Here is a 16,985-nt window from a genome sequence, read left to right on the forward strand (position 1 = left end):
ACTTTTTAGCGACAATACCCGCTACGCTTATCAGGACACTTTATTACTGGGGGGAAAAATGGATAACACACAAAAAGAGACTGAAAATCAGGTTGAGAGCGAAGAGAGCGAACAGGGCGAAGAGATCGAGGTGGATGAGGAGGCGTTGCCCTCACGCGCTGCTGCGGTCCATGAACAGATCCGCCAGGAAGGTGAGAAGGAGTTAGAGCGTGATGGGCTGGCGCTGCTGTTTTCCGCCATCGCGGCCGGGCTGTCGATGGGCGCATCGCTGATGGCAAAAGGGATCTTTCAGGCCAATCTGCACGACGTGCCCGGTGGTTTTCTGCTGGAAAACCTCGGCTACACCTTCGGCTTTATTATCGTCATTATGGCGCGCCAGCAGCTGTTTACTGAAAACACCGTGACGGCCGTGCTGCCGATAATGCATAAACCTAGCGGCAGTAACCTGCTGCTGCTGCTGCGCCTTTGGGGGCTGGTTCTGGTCGGGAACCTGGTAGGTACCGCGCTGGCGGCGCTGGCCTTTACCCATATGCCCATTTTTGACGATGCGGTGCGCAGCGCCTTTGTCAGCATCAGTCAGAAAGTGATGGAGAATACGCCGGGAGAGATGTTTGCCAATGCGGTGGTATCCGGCTGGATTATCGCCACTATGGTATGGATGTTCCCTTCCGCTGGCGGCGCGAAAATCTGGATTATTATCCTGATGACCTGGCTGGTAGCGCTCGGCGACCTGGCGCATATCGTGGTGGGTTCGGTAGAGATCTTCTATCTGGTGTTCAACGGTGAGATCCCGTGGCAGCAGTTTATCTGGCCCTTTGCCCTGCCGACGCTGGCGGGTAATATCATCGGCGGCACCTTTATCTTTGCCCTGATCAGCCACGCGCAGATCCGCAACGATATGAGCACCGAGGCCAAAGCTAAAGCGCAGGCCGAGGCGAAGCGTAAGCAGCATAAAGAGAAGAAGGATTGCGCGGATTGATGGTTAAACGCGCAGTCAGTCAGGTAACTGGTTAATCCGCGGCGATAATTGCGTTATACTGCGCGCCGCGGTCCCCTTAGTTAAATGGATATAACGAGCCCCTCCTAAGGGCTAGTTGCAGGTTCGATTCCTGCAGGGGACACCATTTCACAGTTCGCCCCCTCCTTCGTGGTTCGCAAAAACGCTTAAAAGTCAGGCTCAACTTAAGACACTCTTTCGCGATGGTTCGTTGGCAAACATGCTCCACAACGGTTAAAAAAAGTAGTGCTTAAGTTATTGATTCGCAGAATCAATAATTCCGTAAGATATTTTTCCTGTTTAATATATTGTTGCATATTGGAATTAAAACCTCGTAAAGACGCTTAATTTTTTCATAAAACCTCGCCTGACTTACGCTTATAAAAAATGTATATTTCACCTAAATTTCAACCTGCAATAAACACTATATCTTGATAACATTGAAGATACATATTGAAAATGGTTTTATTGATTTTAGTAAAATCACCACCAGAGGCTTAACTTCCCGCAGAATCCTGAAAATTTAATGATTATCGATAAATATCTATTTAAATCGATCGATTCAATGATTATAAACTAACCACCACCCCACCCTAAATAACCGGACACTGGCTCTTACCAGTAAGAATCAGGAGTGAAATTAATAAAAAAACTATAGCTTATTAGCTGTAGAAAAAATCACGTATTGTTCATATCAAATTAGGATAACTTTTTAAGGATTTCGTTATGAATGTTCAGAATATCGCTGTATGCGGGTTAGGATATGTTGGCCTGCCTGTTGCTGTAGCACTTGCTCAACATTTTAATGTGATGGGTTTTGACGTAGACACCGAGCGGATAAGTCATTTACGGGACTTTAATGATTGGACTGGGGAAGTTAGTCAAGAAATACTCGCTCACTCAACACTTCAACTCACTGATAAGATAGAAGATATTAAAGATTTCGATTTTTTTATCGTCGCAGTACCAACCCCAATAGATGAACGCTGCGCGCCAGATTTTACCATGTTGAAAGAGGCGAGTCGTTTGATAGGCTCGGTGCTGACACAAGGAAGTACGGTTGTTTTTGAGTCGACAGTATATCCGGGTGCCACGGAGGAAATCTGTGCTCCTGAACTGGAAAAAAGTTCGGGGCTTCGTTGTGGTATTCATTTCAAAATTGGCTACAGCCCTGAGAGAATTAATCCAGGTGATACTGAACACCCGTTCGAAAAAATTATAAAGGTGGTAGCAGGCCAGGATGAGGATACGCTGGAGCGAATCGCCAGCGTCTATGAAACCGTGGTCGAAGCTGGCGTTTTTCGCGCTTCATCAATCAAAGTGGCTGAAGCTGCAAAAGTCTTAGAAAATACCCAGCGCGATATTAATATAGCCTTGATGAATGAAATATCTAAGATTTGCGCACTGATAAAAATAAATACTTCTGACGTGCTAAAGGCTGCGGGTACGAAGTGGAACTTCATGCATTTCACACCAGGTTTAGTGGGAGGGCACTGTATTGGCGTAGACCCTTACTATCTGACATCTAAGGCTCAGCAATATGGCTATCATCCCGAAGTCATCCTGGCAGGACGGCATATTAACGACAGCATGGCTGAGCACGTTGCCTCCAGACTGATCCAAATTTTGGCCTGTAGCAAGCGGCTCGCATCGTCAACTCGTGTCGGTATTGTTGGCATCACGTTTAAGGAAAATGTGCCAGATATTCGCAACTCGAAAGTCATCGATCTTTATAGAGAGTTAGGACGTTATGGCGTCAATTCACTGGTAAGCGACCCTCTTGCCGACCCAATTCAGACGGAGCGCGCATACGGGATGACTTTAGTTGACCCTTCGTTACTGATAGACCTCGACATGCTGATACTCGCCGTTCCCCATACCCAGTCGGTGAAACTCATTTATCGAAGGCTCGATCAAATGGTGGCGAAAGGTGGCGTGTTATGCGACCTCCGTTCAGTACTGGAACCGTCCCGGTTACGTTCAGACATTCTTCACTGGACGCTGTAATACCTGGTTCAACATGGAGTAATCATCCTATGACTTCCCTGAGTATTTGTCCGATAGGAACCTGCCGTATCCATCAGCCTTTGCGTATCTGCACTCAGCACTATCCAATAGCGTTAGAGCATGGGCGCAACTATGGTTATATCCATACCAGCACCGAAGCACTGCAGCAGTTACATTTTATGAAAGGAGAAAAAAAATTTTCCGACGATATAAAACCACTTATTTTCCGGCCAGGTACATCTGCCAGTTTTGTCTTAACCCCTCACCATCAAGCAGATATCTATATGGTGGAGATTTCATCAAACAAGCTGCATTACATCGATGATCAACCGATCCAGTGTAATTATACCTATCGCTATTTCAGTGATTTCTTTGCCAACAGTGAGCGCGCAAAGTTGTTCTGGTCAATGGCGGGAGATGATCAGATCAACGCCCGACGTAAAGTCCTTGAGGAAATGCCGGTGTTTCAGCGCCTGTCGTCGGACGATCGTGAACTTCTTGCCCGCATCCAAAGGCGAAATCTTGCTGACGATGAGATTGCACGCGATATGGAAGAAATCACACAAATCATCGGCCGCGATAAGCTGGTGTTTGTCACACATGTTAACGCTTGTACCGCAGACAGTGCTGTCATTAATCGGCGAAGCGCACTGATCAAGTTGGTGCGTGAGAAGGGTAAGCACCTGGACGTCGCCTGCTATGACCCAACACCGTTAATGCGCCGGCTCGGGCAGATCAACGCCATTGCCAATGACGGGCTGGATTTAGCGCACTATACCGATCTGTTTAATGAGCGGCTGGGTGAAGACTGGTACAAAATTTTTGTCTTGCCGCGACTCGATGCCTCGACTTTTCATGATGTGCCCTCACCCGAAGAGAGCCAGCTTGCCGAAATCGAGGCTCTATGGAACGCCGGAAAGCACCTTAGTGCCTCACGACAATTACATGAGGCTTTGCGTAATCAATTCGCCTCACGTCGTCACCGTATTCTGCTCGGGCGCATGCAGTATGAACTGGGCGACTTTGAGAATGCCATCCGTCATCTGCAGTCGGCCAAAGAGCAGGGCGACACCAATGATGAAAAAAACGATCTGATGCTAATGCGGGCCTATTTCAGAATAGGTCAATATCGCGAGGCCCGTTTGTGCGCGCAAGCGTTGCTGTCAGATGAAACCGTCACGCTGGAAATTATGCATGTCTGTGCAGTTTCGGCAACGCATCTTGGCGAGCATACTGCTGCGCTCGGTGAGTGGAAGCAGCTGTTTCGCCTGAGCGATGACAAAGCCGAAGCTGCTCAGGCAGTGTTGAGCCTGCTGGAAGCGATGGCAGATAAAGATGCTGTGCTTGACTGGGTAGAAAAAGTGCTTGAGGTACTGCCAACGCATGGTCCCTGTTTTGTTGTGTTGTGGAACCAACGGCTGGCAGAGGCAGATCGGGCGGGCCTGCTCGAACTTGCATCCCGACCCGTCGTTTTGAGCGAACAGGAGGCCTTCAATCTGACATGCCGCACTGCTGAACAGGGTTTTGCCCTGCCGGCAGCGTTACTCGTCGTAGCGCATGCACTACCTGAGAGCCATGACCCTGGGGTAACGACATGGATCAAAAATCAAGCTGGCAAATGGTTGCAGGAGGGTATGAGCCAGCTTGATGAAGGGGAGCTGCTAAAAGCTGCGGATAATATTCAGGCACGAGCCTGTCTACCTGCAATCAACAATACGCTCAGACGTGCACGGCGTTCACTGGAACAGAAGATGCGCGTTGATATACGCCGTGCCTTCCAGCAAAAACGTTATGAAGAGGTCATGGAGATCTCACTTATCGCTAGCCAGACTCTGACAAGTTTTCCCGAACTTAATAGTTTCACGGGCCGGGCGGCGTATGCGCAGGGAGACATCACAACAGCGTTGCTGTACTTGAGACGGGCCGCCAGCGAAGAAGACGCGACCGTCGTGGCGAAGGTTTTATTGGCGCGTACTGCCGCACGCAGCGGAGAACATATCGAAGAAGCCATTGACACCTATCAGGAGTTGCTAGGAAGTCATCCGACTGAGGCATGGGTAAGCGATGAAGCAAAGCGGCAGATTCCCCGATTGGAGAGTCGCCTGACACGTGTGGCGCGTGAGATGTTGACGCAAGGCGAATATGACAAAGCATGGGAGCTGCTCAAACGCGCTGAAAATGTTGATGCGGATAACCCGGCGGTCTCACGGGAGAAAAAACGCGTGATTTCGTCACTCTATTCCAGGCTTAAGTCACTGGCACCTGACAATGTCTCTGAGCGCCTGATGATTGGCGAAACGATCCTGCGTTTTGCACCCGATGATACGGTAGGACTTAAAGCCGCCGCGACGGGGGCAATGCGAACCCACCGATTTACCGAAGCCCTGCACTACTGGTCTTTATTACGGGCGCACTCTGAAAAACCAGAGTTGATCGATGCCAACATCAATAAGTGTCATTTGTGGATTGACCGTGCGCAGCGCAAAAAACAGCCTGATACTTTTATGCCAACGGTTTCCATTTTTCCTGCTTTCGATAGCCCATGTTCCCACGCTGAGTTGGTAATGGATCAACCACTATGAATGAATCGAACAAATTAGTTTCGGATCTGCATATTGCGCCGCTCCACGAGCTTGAAAATACGCGTGCTCGTCTGGCAGAAATACTTAAGCTTTGCCTTACAAGTGATACCGCGCATCGTCATCTGGAAGAGGCTGAAAATCTGGCGAACAGGTATCGTAATGACACTAAGGTACAAGCGTTTTGGCTGCAAATCAGGGAGCGAACGGGAGACAGCGGAGGTTTGAGCGAGCAATGGGCTGCGCTTTTGCTCAATTGCCCACAGGATCCTGCTCTTTTACGTCTCTATGTCCGTTACCTGATGAAGGCGCAGCGTAAAGGGGAAATCCCCGCGCTGATTGACCAACATCTGCCAGAAAATATGGAAGATATGCACTCTGCCCTGGCACGCGCAGGGATAATGGTGGATGCCCATCTGTACGACAGGTCAGATACCCTGTTTCTTAAACTGATTGACCGCTATGATCATCCGACCATACGGGTACGATTCGCCAAAAATTTGCACAAGCGCGGTTTGTTGTATGAAGCGATTGAGGTGCTCGCTCCAGTAGCTGAGGGTCAGGATCCGGATAGCCCGATCGGAGACTTCAATATTCGGCTCATGGATGACTACGACTTTTTCTGTCGGCTTGAGCCCAGCGGCAGTATTGTCGGGCAGCACATCTCGATGCTGTCACTCAAGCATGCATTGCTCCATTTCCGTTATCGGGAAATTGTCGCAGGGAAGGCGCAACCATCACGCATCGCCTTGATCACAGGAAGCCTCGGACCCGGGGGAGCCGAACGCCAGTTGGCCAGACTGGCCTGCTGCCTGACGTCTCCCCGCGAACGACATGAAGGGGCCGAATACCCGCTTCAACATCCACTTCTCATCAATGTCATCGTCAAGCGCTATACCGCAACGGTTGCAGAAACGAACACACATAAGCAGCTGGATTTTTTTCTCCATGACCTCCTTGACGCTGGAATCAAAGTGACAGAGATAAACAATCTGCCAGTGAATAACCTGTTCGCTTTAACAAACGGCGATCCTGATTTTCTCAGACTACTGGATCATCTCCCGGCTCAGGTGCGTTATGGCTTAACACGTCTGTATCCGTATCTTCTTGAACATCGTTTTGATGTTGCCAGCCTGTGGCAGGACGGAACCTGTTTCTTTGGCGCGCTGGCTGCGTTACTGGCGGGCGTGCCCGTCATTCATCTGGTGTTTCGCGGCCTGCCACCTAATCTGCGTGGCGCACGCTACAAACCTGAGTATCGTTTACTTTACCAGGCGCTGGCTGAAATTCCGGGTGTCTGTTTTATGAGTAACAGCAAGGTGATTGCCCGGGAATACGCTCAGTGGCTGGATTTGCCTGTCGAACGTTTCCATATTCTTTATAACGGTGTGCCAGTGCCAGCAATCGTCGCTCCGGCCCAGGAGGAAAGCAAATGGCAGGAATTTTCGCAACAAACAAAGGATGCCACCGAAACCATCGGCGGAGTGTTTCGCCATGAACCCGATAAGCAGCCACTCATATGGGTCAGGCTGGCACATCACTATTTGCAGCGTCGCCCAAATGCACGCTTTGTCATGGTAGGCGATGGGCGATTACTGGAAAGCACACGTAATTTAGTGAACGAACTGGGGATCCACCAGCATGTGCTTCTGGTGGGATTATCCCGTCACGTCGGATTCTGGTATTCGAAAATGGACGTAAAGGTACTCCTTTCATTGTATGAAGGATTACCGAATGTGCTCATTGAGGCGCAGCTGTTGGGCGTGTTAACCGTGTCAACACCCGCCGGTGGCTCTGGAGAATGCTTTGTTGATGGAGTGACCGGACATCTGCTCTCTCGGGCAGAGAATCCCGATCTTGATGAAGCCTGCGACAAAATTTCATTGCTGGTGGATAGCCTCCATTCCAATGCTGAGGTGCGCGAAATGGCAAAAGCACGCGCACGTAAGCTGTTTGCTGTCAACGCCATGCGCGATACGTTCATCGATTTATGTCGCTCTTCAGTCATGCATGGCGCGCTGACTACGGTATAGAAATCTCTGCTTTTCGCTGAGGTTACGCTTATTCATTTCAGGATGATGCTGCAGGAAAAAACGATGCGCTTCAGGGAGGATGGTATGAGGAAGATACGCGTTAAGGAGACACTGATGTTGGTACTCCTGGCCTGCACGACACTACAGGGGTGTGGCTTACCACGCAGTGGCCCCCTACTCAGTGAGGTAGAAAAGTCTCACAACCAGGGAGGCATCCAACTGCTGCCGGTGACGCCATCACTCGCAGCAGCCAGCCGCGATGCGCAACATGCCAGCTTTCCCGAAAGTTTTCTCGTTGCACAGGAAACCGACCTCACTCATTTGGCCCCGGGAGATAGTGTCATTGTCAGCCTTTGGGAAAGAGACGGCCTGCAACTGTTTATGCCGGACACCAACGGCAGGGCCGATCTGGGAGAACTGATCCTTGACAGCGAGGGGACAATCTATCTGCCATATGTGGGAAACATTCCGGCAAAAGGACTCACCATCGCACAATTACGCGCTGCCATCATGCGACATCTACGCGGCATCGTGATTGCTTCCGATGTGAACGTACAGCCCGGGTCACGGAGTGGCCAGATGGTCATCGCACAGGGCGACTTATCTAAATCTGGCGCATATCCGCTCAATCAGGCAACGCGAAGATTGAGCGGGTTACTTGCCCAGGCCGCACCGGATCAGCGTAATCCTGAACAAATGGCGATCGCGGTGCAACGCTCCGGGGAGTCGGGCTCTGTTCATTTGGCCGATATCTATCGTAATCCGGCTCAGAACATTGCGTTACAGCCAGGGGATGTTGTCGTTGTACACAACGTTACCCAATATTTCACTGTATTGGGCGCCGCCACCGGGCAAAAACGTCTCAGGCTGAGTAAACGTAACTATAGCGTGGCCGATGCACTTGGTGATGCCAGTGGCCTGAACGACAGCCTGGCCAACCCTAGTGCTGTTTTCCTGATGCACACACCGGATGCAGATAGCTTCGCTTCAGGAACGGAAGCACGGCCAGTTGTCTATCAATTTGATTTTACGCGGCCGGAGCAGATGGCCCTTGCCAGCCACTTCGTGGTACACGAAGGTGACCAGATTTACATTTCGGACGCACCATTTACCCAACTGCAGAAAGTACTTTCTGTTTTCAGCCCAACGCTGGGTTCCGTTCGCTCTGCCACGAACATAGGGCAATGAGAGTGGATATCAATCTTGAGAAGATAAAACAACCAACAGCGGTGTCTGCTGATACCGACCTTGATTTATTGCGTCAGCAGGTTGATGCCGCCACGAGCATAGAGCTGGAACCGCTTGAAGTTTCATTGGCGATATTCCTGAGCTCGCTGGCGCGTCTGCCACATGCCACGATCGGTCAACGACGCGCAATCTACGAGGCGATCCAGACCGGGCAGAAAAGTGGCCTCACCCGTCTTGGCGCTGAGGATGCGCTTGTAAATGTTCGCTACCGCCAGCTACGCATGATCATGCGCTATCTCGAACAGGATATCCGGGCTGGCGTTGACGTGCTGGCTGAGGGTTTTCAGTCAACAGATCTTGAGCGAGATTACCAACGGCTGGAGGCAGGCCATGCCATAAGGGTTGCACAGAAAAAGAGTCGGGCTGCGCGTGCAGCAAATTCCACCGCATCTGCGGCTGAGTTACTCGCCCCTCCAGAGGCCGGGCAGTGTTCGTCACTGGGCATACGCATGGATCGCATTCATGCCGCTCAACAGCTACGCCCGCTGGAGCGTGGTGCTTCGTGGCCAACCACACTGATGCCTTTGATCTGTTTTCTTCTGCATGTTATTCACAATGAAAGTCGGGTGGCGTTACTGTGGGCAATGCTTGGACCTGTCTTACTGCTTGGCTTGATCTCAACGCCCTATTTCCTGACAGGCGTTCGCTATATTTTGGGTATGGATGTCGCGACATTCGCACTGTTGGGTGCGATTACGTGGATTATGGTTCGGCAGATCGTCTTTCGCAGCAGTACCAACTATGTCGCATCGCGCGTATTAGTTCATTTGACTGTCATTACGCCACTGCTGTGTTCTCTGGCTTATGCGCTGATCCATCTCGGTATCTATCTGGTGGTATATCTGGTGCTGCTGTCTGCCGGGGCTTATCTGAACCTTATCACACCGCCCGATCGGTGGATGCTGGTTCTTTTATATGTGCTGATGATGGCGTTGGGGGCAACCTCAATCGGTATCCTGTTTGGCAGCATCGCCTCAATCTGGCCCTATTTCCTGCGTTTTTCTGCTGTTATCGAGCGTTTCCTTCAGGTGTTTTCCAGTGTCTTTCTTGTTTCAGAACAGTTGCCTGAAGCCTATCGGCGATATTTTTTGTGGTCGCCCTTTGCACACGGCATGCAGTTAATACGGCAAGCTTATTTCGAGAACTACACATCACAAGATGCAAGCCTTAGCTATTTTTTAATCATGATGATGCTCCTGGTCGCCATTAGCTTGCTCGCTGAACGTCTGTTGCGCTGCAATGTACAGCCAATGTGAGGAACAATGATCCATCTGACTGGTGTTACCGATCGCCCGCGCATTTTTGGCGAAAGAAAACTGCTGTTATCGAATGTTGATCTGGTGATTGCACGCGACCGCTATGCGTTGCTTTCAACCACACCTGAATGTCATCGTCCGCTGTTAGACGTGCTAGGCGGAATTCGCCCGCCACTGCGCGGTCTGGTACAGCATCGCGGTCTGGTTTCATGGCCGATGGGCCGCCAGGGCTTCATCCGTGGCAAAGGCTCAGGACTGAAAATGGTGCAGCTTGTCTGCAACCTGTACGGCCTGGATGTGCACGCTTCGGTCGACTGGTTAGCCGACTTGATGACCAACCCTGAGTACCTTTCCAGGCCAATGGCTGACTGGCCGGTTTTTATGCGACAGGAGTTTTCTTTTGCATTAGCCCTGATACCCGATTTCGATATCTACCTGGTTGATGGAGCAATGCCATTTCAGCCTTGCCGTTTTACAAGATTATGGCGAACGCTGTTTGAGAAGCGGCTGGCAAATCGCACGTTGATATTTTCCACTTATCGTCATTCGCAGATGACGGACTATTGTACGAAGGCAATGATCTATGAGCGAAATGGACTCCGCATCGAAGAAAACCTCACAGATTGCATCGGAAAATTCCCCGCAAGGCAAAACAGCAGCGACGCCTCTGCACAGTCAATCGACGCATTCAACTTCAGCTCCTCCGCAGGAGGCCCCTTCATGTATTAAGACCCACTCGCAAGAGGAAGTGACTTATCAGCACCGCCTCCGGGCCGACGCTTTGCGCAAGCTGCGCAGGGAGCGTTGGGTTATCGCAACATTACTTTTACTCCCCGTTCTGCTGGCAACGCTGTATCTGACGAATTTGGCGACGCCGCGCTACACCGCAGAGTCTAGCTTTTCGGTGCGTGCCAATGACCAGCAAAGCGACTCCTCACCTGACAACGCCACCAGCCTGATTTCAACGGGCGGCAGCGCTGCAAATGGTTTAGTGGACGGTTGGGCTGTTAACAGCTTTCTGAATTCACGTGATGCCATGCATCAGCTTGACAGGAAAATTGGACTGCGTCGCTATCTCACTAACACCACACGCGACCCGGTGAACAGACTGATGCCTGAGGCCGATGACGATGCACTGTATGAGGCCTATCAATCAATGATAAATGTCTCCTACAACATGCTCGAGCAGCTCAACCTGATGAGGATCAGCGCTTTTTCGCCAAACGATGCGCGAATAATTTCGCTTTTTTTGCTGGAGCTGGCCCAGCAATTCGTCCACAACATGGATGAAAAAGGCATTGCCGATGCGCTGAAAGTTTCCCAACAAGCAGTCACTCTGGCCGAACAACAGGCCCGGCATGCTAGAGAGAAACTGACGAGCTGGCGTATCACAAACGGCGATATCGATCCGGCCGCAGATGCGGCAATGCGACTCACGCTGATCGCTCAACTTGAAGGCGAACTCAATACTGCCTACATCAATCTTTACAAAATTCGTGCACTGGGCAATTCCCATCATCCAATGATGCAGGCAGCGCAAACAGAGGTAAACGCGTTACAAAAGCGACTGGTCGACATTCGCCAGCATCTGAGTGGTTTGGGAGATTCCGAAGTCAATCGGATGAAAACCTATGAGGTCCTCAAGAATGCACAGCAGTTTGCGGACGCTAATCTTGTCACCGCACGCCAGAATTATCATCAGTCGTTCATCAGTACGCTGCGGTTACGCCGCTATCTTAGCATCGTCGTCAACCCTGAGCCTGGCGTTCGCCCTGACAGCCCCAATGCATCCATCATCCTGTCAGAAGCTCTGGTGGTGGGTTTATTACTGATCTTCATTTATCGGATTGCTGCAGGAATATCACGCGCATTGCGCTTTAGATGAGCATTGCCATGCTTTTATTCTTCATTCAAAGGATTCTGATATGAAAATAGCGATTAACCAAAATTCTCTGTTGCCCGCCTGGGCACAGCACCCTACCCAGCAGGCATTGTGCGCAAAGTTACTGGCACAACGTTGTCACTGGCTAATAACCGGAGCCGCAGGATTTATTGGTTCCAACCTTGTAGAGACGCTGCTGATGCTTGGACAGGACGTGCGTGGTTTGGATAATTTCTCAACCGGACACCAGCATAACCTGGATGAAGTCAGGGATCGCGTGGGGGCCGAGCGCTGGCGCCGTTTTAGTTTTATTGAAGCCGATATCAGAAACTACAACCACTGTAGCAGAGCGGTCAGGCAGATTGATTACGTGTTGCATCAGGCAGCCCTGGGCTCTGTTCCGCGTTCGGTGGATGACCCGGTGACAAGCCATGAGGTTAACATCACAGGTTTCATAAACATGCTTGATGCTGCACGATGTGCACAGGTACGTCGCTTCGTTTATGCCGCATCCAGTTCGACCTATGGTGATGAGCCAAATTTGCCCAAGCGTGAGGATCGCATAGGTCAGCCTTTGTCACCTTACGCAGCAACCAAGCTAATTAGCGAAATTTATGCCGGAGTCTATGCGCGAACCTATGGTTTTGGCGCGACCGGGTTACGCTACTTTAATGTTTTTGGCGCGCGCCAGGACCCGGCAGGCGCCTATGCAGCAGTCATCCCTAAATGGATCTCCGCAATACTTGGTCAGCAAGATGTCGAAATATTTGGTGATGGCGAGACCAGTCGGGACTTTTGTCATATCGGCAATGTCGTGCAAGCCAATCTTCGCGCTGCGTTGCAATATAGGCCGGGAGTGAGCACGATTTATAATGTCGCTGTTGGCGAGAGAACCACCCTTAACCAGCTATTCGAGATCATCAGCAATAATATGAAATTGCTGGGCTTTGAGTATAGCCGGCAACCACGCTATAAAGCCCTACGGCCGGGCGACGTGCACCATTCTCAGGCTGATATATCTAAAGCTCAGAGCGAGCTGAGCTATGTACCTCTTCTGGATCTGAAAGCAGGCATGAGAGAAACCTTGCCATGGTACGTGCGCTTACTCATTGATAAGCGTATCAAGCATGACTAAGCATGGAATGAATGGGGGGGCATGCCGTCGGGTTCAACGCATGCTTGCGCGTGCATCTGTTACGCTACTGGGGATGGGCAGTGCGATCGGTATTTTTGAACCGATATCCCAGGCCTCCCCCCATCTACCCGAACTGTGCGACAGGGCATTAGAGGATTGTGCGTTCGTGAACTCTCTTCTGAAACAACGACAGGGATATGGTCGCATGACGGAGGGAGGCGTAAAGGGGGACGTTGTGCAGGTAACATCAATGGCAGATAGCGGTCCGGGGACACTGCGAGATATCCTCAAACAGGCACATGACTCGAATGTCCCTCTCTGGGTACGTTTTGCGTCCGACATGACGATCAGGCTTCATTCACAGATTCGGGTGCCTTCCAATGTGACCATTGACGGCCGAGATAAACGCGTGAAATTGCTGGATTATGGGTTAGGTATCTATCACAGTCATAATGTCATCGTCACTCATCTGACGATCGACGGGAGATTACGCACCTTCTCACAAGCCATCAATATCGCAAATTTTTCGCACAATGTCTGGATCGATCATCTCGATCTGTCCCGTTTTTCCGACCGGCTGCTCAACGTCAAAAATGGTGCTACGGACGTCACAGTGTCATGGACCCGCTTCCATGATGACGACAAGGTCATGCTGCTCAATAACATCACGTCGACCAACCTGTTCGAACATTATCATCGCGACTCACAGGCCCGCGTCACGCTGCACCACAACTATTTCTTCAATACGGTACAGCGCAATCCACGAGCGCAATTTGGCACATTCCATCTTTATAACAACGCACTGGAGAACTGGGATTTTTACGGTATGAGTTTTAGTCTTGAAGCCCGAGCATTGATTGAAGGAAATATCTTCATCAACCGCGCCAAAAGACCTTGTAAAGAACCCAAATTCTTTCCGACGGTTGAGGGGGTTAACGCCAGATACTGTCAGTATATTAAAAGCGCACCTGCCAGGAGCGCACTGGAAAATGGTAAATCAGATCGGCGAAGTTATGAGCGGACAAAAAAACGATATGGTTATAGACATAGCGTAAAGGCTTTTTTAAAGGTCAGAGACAATCTTTACCTGGCGGATGCCCGTCAGGTGCTCAATAACTTTCGCGCAGATCGTGTGCCTCAGCCACCTTATAATTACGATTATGAACAGCCGTCTTTAGCATTGTTAGATCGAATTCGACGGCTTGCGGGCAATACATCTAACGATTCAGAGGCCGCATTAAGCAGTAAGGCGCGCAGCAGGTAAAAAACAAGTCAATAAATCTACCCTCTGGAATTGGGCCAGTTAACGCACGAATCTGTTTTGCCAGCACTATCTTTTTACGACCTGATAGCCAAACACTCCATAACATACATCCTTAGAGATAAATAGACAGGATGCAATAAAGTAAGTTAAAAAACCAATCGGGTTATTTATTTAGCAGTCTTAACTCCTTGAGAAATATGCTCTTGTCCTTGCTGAAATGAGCTCTTTCTTGAGATAGCAGTATCAAAAACCCCCTTATCGGCATATTCCCTGCAAACTTTAACCTCTTTTTCCATCGTTAATAAAAATGCATTTATAGCGTTCAATTAAATACCACAAGAGTAGCAATAATATAAAAATAACAATAAAAACAACAATTTATAATAGCTTAAAAATAAACCTATCATTAATAAATATTACCAGTTTCCTTCATGGACAATCACTCACTTGAACCTATACTTCAACTCGCTATGCAAAAGATTTATTTATACCTTGATAACAAATCTCATTCTCATTATTGAGTCATGCAGTGGTTATCTCTGAGTATGAATTTTTAAGCACATTTGGCATTCAGATATAAATTAGCATTCACCCACCAGTGAAATAACGAACAGCCATATTTAACTTAAGTGAAATTAAAAAAATGAAAAACATCCTGAATACGATTAATTTGCCTGCAAAGTTTCTCATTCTTGCTTTTTTTGCTTTGCTGCTGTTTGCCGTACCCTCATGGCTTTTTGTCAATGAAGGTAATCAACAGATAAACGCTAAAGAGCGAGAATTGCAGGGAATTCCCGTTGAAAAACAGATGCTGAATCTGCTCAATATGATGCAGCTCCATCGCGCACAAGCGGCAATCGCCGTGGCACAGCAAAATGCCGCTATTCCTGCACGTCTGGCGCTGAAAGAGCAGGTAGAACAGTCAATTAGCACTCTTCAGACCACGCTGGCCGCCACCGGTCAGGACAATGTGGCCTGGCAAGATTTTAGCAAGGTGACAGCGCAGTGGCAGCAGCTACAGCGCGACATTGACAGCCGTAACCTGACGCTGCAAACCAACCTCTCGCGCCACGCCGAAATGATTCGGACGCTGCTTGATGCCAACATTGAAGTGATCGACTATTTTGGCCTGTCGCTGGATCCAGATTTAAATACTTACCAGTTTATTATCAGTACATTCAGTCGCCTGCCAGAACTGACAGAAACATTGGGTCAGATTCGTGCCCGGGGTACGTCACTACTGGCCAGCAAAGAGGCGATTCAGGACAGCGATTACGCCCGTATGGAGTTTCAGATCCTTAACGGTAAGAATGCTCTGCGTCTGTATAACGCGAATCTTTTAAAGTCCTTTAACACTGATAGCAGCGTACGCGAAAAGTTTAGTGGTCAGGCTAATGCCGCACTGCAACAGGCGGGTGAAGCCTTAGCCCTCGCTGAGGACGTCTTTATTAAGCGGACGAAAAACGATCTGCCGCCCACGGAGTTCGTGGCACGCTTTACCGCTGCGATCAATCAGTACAATCAATTTGCTAACGACGCGAGTGACCAGCTCAGCAACATGCTTTCTGAGCAAATTAGTCAGCATCGCACCGCTCAATTTGAATTGCTGGGCGTGCTGGCACTGCTGGCGGGGCTTATCATCTTCCTGGCGGTATTTATCATTCGCTCCATCACCGGGCCGGTACGTGATGCCGCAAAAGTTGCCAAAGATGTCGCTGCCGGTGATTTAACCTCGCACCTGGTGGTGACCGGAAGTAATGAAATGGCGGGCCTGATCGCCTCGTTGATGGAGATGCGCCAGCGCCTTTCTCTGCTGGTTGCGGATATCAAGGATAACGCCACGACGATTGCCACCTCTTCTGAAGAAATTGCTCAAGGCAATGGCGACCTCTCCGCGCGCACAGAGGAGCAGGCTGCTTCACTGGCACAAACGGCGGCCAGCATGGAAGAGCTGTCATCCATCATTCTGCAAAACGCTGAAAATACCCGCTATGCCGCAGGCATGGCCACTTCGGCCACCGATGCGGCGCTGTTAGGGGGTGAGGCGATGCAATCTGTCATGGTCTCCATGCAAAAAATCAGCGCCAGCGCGGGTGAGATTGAAGAGATCATCAGCGTTATCGACGGTATTGCCTTCCAGACAAATATTCTGGCGTTAAACGCCGCCGTTGAAGCAGCCCGAGCCGGGGAACATGGTAAGGGGTTTGCCGTCGTCGCCGCTGAAGTCAGAGCGTTAGCCCAACGTTCTGCCTCTGCCGCGAAAGAGATTAAACAGTTAATTGCACACTCGGTGGAAAATGCGCGTCAGGGAATTTCCATGGTTGCGGATGCCGGAGAAAAGGTGAAGCAAAGCGTGGGGGCGATTGAACAGACTGCGCAGCTGGTCAACGAAATCTCCTCCTCTTCCCAGGAGCAGAGCGCCGGCGTGTCGCAAATCAACATCGCCGTCAATCAGATGGACCAGGTGACTCAGCAAAATGCGGTGCTGGTGGAACAGTCCGCCTCGTCTGCAGATGAACTGGCCGCGCGCGCGATACAGCTACGAGAGCTGGTGGCCGTGTTTCGTACCGGGCAGCCAGCGTAA

At 50.1% G+C, this 16,985-nt stretch carries 11 protein-coding genes and 1 tRNA gene; all 12 read left to right on the forward strand.

Features of this window, described 5'->3' with window-relative positions; translation table 11 throughout:
- Window positions 1–58: 58 nt before the first annotated feature.
- The 12 genes from ACLI4M_RS02700 (at window position 59) to ACLI4M_RS02755 (ending at window position 16,985) form a co-directional block, all read left to right on the forward strand.
- Entirely contained in the window at window positions 59–979 is a 921-nt protein-coding gene (locus tag ACLI4M_RS02700; protein WP_099755043.1) for a formate/nitrite transporter family protein, read from the forward strand.
- A 70-nt stretch (window positions 980–1,049) separates the two neighbouring features.
- Window positions 1,050–1,124 (forward strand) — tRNA-Arg (locus tag ACLI4M_RS02705).
- Window positions 1,125–1,723: 599 nt separating this feature from the next.
- On the forward strand, window positions 1,724–3,004 hold the full coding sequence (locus ACLI4M_RS02710) for a nucleotide sugar dehydrogenase (RefSeq protein ID WP_133623151.1): 1,281 nt from the start codon (window positions 1,724–1,726) through the stop codon (window positions 3,002–3,004).
- A gap of 29 nt (window positions 3,005–3,033) precedes the next feature.
- Window positions 3,034–5,586, forward strand: a complete 2,553-nt coding sequence (locus ACLI4M_RS02715; RefSeq protein ID WP_166643166.1) for a tetratricopeptide repeat protein — start codon at window positions 3,034–3,036, stop codon at window positions 5,584–5,586.
- Window positions 5,583–7,616 carry a glycosyltransferase gene (locus tag ACLI4M_RS02720; RefSeq protein WP_133623149.1) on the forward strand — a complete coding sequence of 678 codons (2,034 nt, stop codon included), beginning with the start codon at window positions 5,583–5,585 and terminating at the stop codon, window positions 7,614–7,616. The genes ACLI4M_RS02715 and ACLI4M_RS02720 overlap by 4 nt, the downstream gene beginning before the upstream one ends.
- 114 nt (window positions 7,617–7,730) lie before the next feature.
- Window positions 7,731–8,804 (forward strand): polysaccharide biosynthesis/export family protein, encoded by a 1,074-nt coding sequence (locus ACLI4M_RS02725; RefSeq protein ID WP_166643165.1) that lies wholly within the window; start codon window positions 7,731–7,733, stop codon window positions 8,802–8,804.
- A gap of 2 nt (window positions 8,805–8,806) precedes the next feature.
- Entirely contained in the window at window positions 8,807–10,120 is a 1,314-nt protein-coding gene (locus ACLI4M_RS02730) for an ABC transporter permease (protein ID WP_166643164.1), read from the forward strand.
- 6 nt (window positions 10,121–10,126) lie between these two features.
- Window positions 10,127–10,849 (forward strand): ATPase, encoded by a 723-nt coding sequence (locus tag ACLI4M_RS02735; RefSeq protein WP_133623146.1) that lies wholly within the window; start codon window positions 10,127–10,129, stop codon window positions 10,847–10,849.
- A gap of 19 nt (window positions 10,850–10,868) precedes the next feature.
- Window positions 10,869–12,005, forward strand: coding sequence for a Wzz/FepE/Etk N-terminal domain-containing protein (locus ACLI4M_RS02740; RefSeq protein WP_208864877.1), 1,137 nt, complete (start codon window positions 10,869–10,871; stop codon window positions 12,003–12,005).
- A gap of 40 nt (window positions 12,006–12,045) precedes the next feature.
- Window positions 12,046–13,137, forward strand: coding sequence for an SDR family oxidoreductase (locus ACLI4M_RS02745; RefSeq protein WP_133623145.1), 1,092 nt, complete (start codon window positions 12,046–12,048; stop codon window positions 13,135–13,137).
- Window positions 13,138–13,177: 40 nt separating this feature from the next.
- Window positions 13,178–14,401 carry a pectate lyase family protein gene (locus ACLI4M_RS02750; protein ID WP_208864876.1) on the forward strand — a complete coding sequence of 408 codons (1,224 nt, stop codon included), beginning with the start codon at window positions 13,178–13,180 and terminating at the stop codon, window positions 14,399–14,401.
- A gap of 643 nt (window positions 14,402–15,044) precedes the next feature.
- Window positions 15,045–16,985: a methyl-accepting chemotaxis protein gene (locus ACLI4M_RS02755; RefSeq protein WP_133623144.1), complete on the forward strand. Its 1,941-nt coding sequence runs from the start codon at window positions 15,045–15,047 to the stop codon at window positions 16,983–16,985.

The organism is Erwinia sp. LJJL01 (assembly GCF_047300805.2).
Lineage (GTDB): Bacteria > Pseudomonadota > Gammaproteobacteria > Enterobacterales > Enterobacteriaceae > Erwinia > Erwinia aphidicola.

What these genes read in the sequence shown, in the direction of transcription:
- ACLI4M_RS02700 (WP_099755043.1), top strand. Translation starts at nt 59, where the DNA reads ATGGATAACACACAAAAAGAGACTGAAAATCAGGTTGAGAGCGAAGAG.
- ACLI4M_RS02710 (WP_133623151.1), top strand. Translation starts at nt 1,724, where the DNA reads ATGAATGTTCAGAATATCGCTGTATGCGGGTTAGGATATGTTGGCCTG.
- ACLI4M_RS02715 (WP_166643166.1), top strand. Translation starts at nt 3,034, where the DNA reads ATGACTTCCCTGAGTATTTGTCCGATAGGAACCTGCCGTATCCATCAG.
- ACLI4M_RS02720 (WP_133623149.1), top strand. Translation starts at nt 5,583, where the DNA reads ATGAATGAATCGAACAAATTAGTTTCGGATCTGCATATTGCGCCGCTC.
- ACLI4M_RS02725 (WP_166643165.1), top strand. Translation starts at nt 7,731, where the DNA reads ATGTTGGTACTCCTGGCCTGCACGACACTACAGGGGTGTGGCTTACCA.
- ACLI4M_RS02735 (WP_133623146.1), top strand. Translation starts at nt 10,127, where the DNA reads ATGATCCATCTGACTGGTGTTACCGATCGCCCGCGCATTTTTGGCGAA.
- ACLI4M_RS02745 (WP_133623145.1), top strand. Translation starts at nt 12,046, where the DNA reads ATGAAAATAGCGATTAACCAAAATTCTCTGTTGCCCGCCTGGGCACAG.
- ACLI4M_RS02750 (WP_208864876.1), top strand. Translation starts at nt 13,178, where the DNA reads ATGCTTGCGCGTGCATCTGTTACGCTACTGGGGATGGGCAGTGCGATC.
- ACLI4M_RS02755 (WP_133623144.1), top strand. Translation starts at nt 15,045, where the DNA reads ATGAAAAACATCCTGAATACGATTAATTTGCCTGCAAAGTTTCTCATT.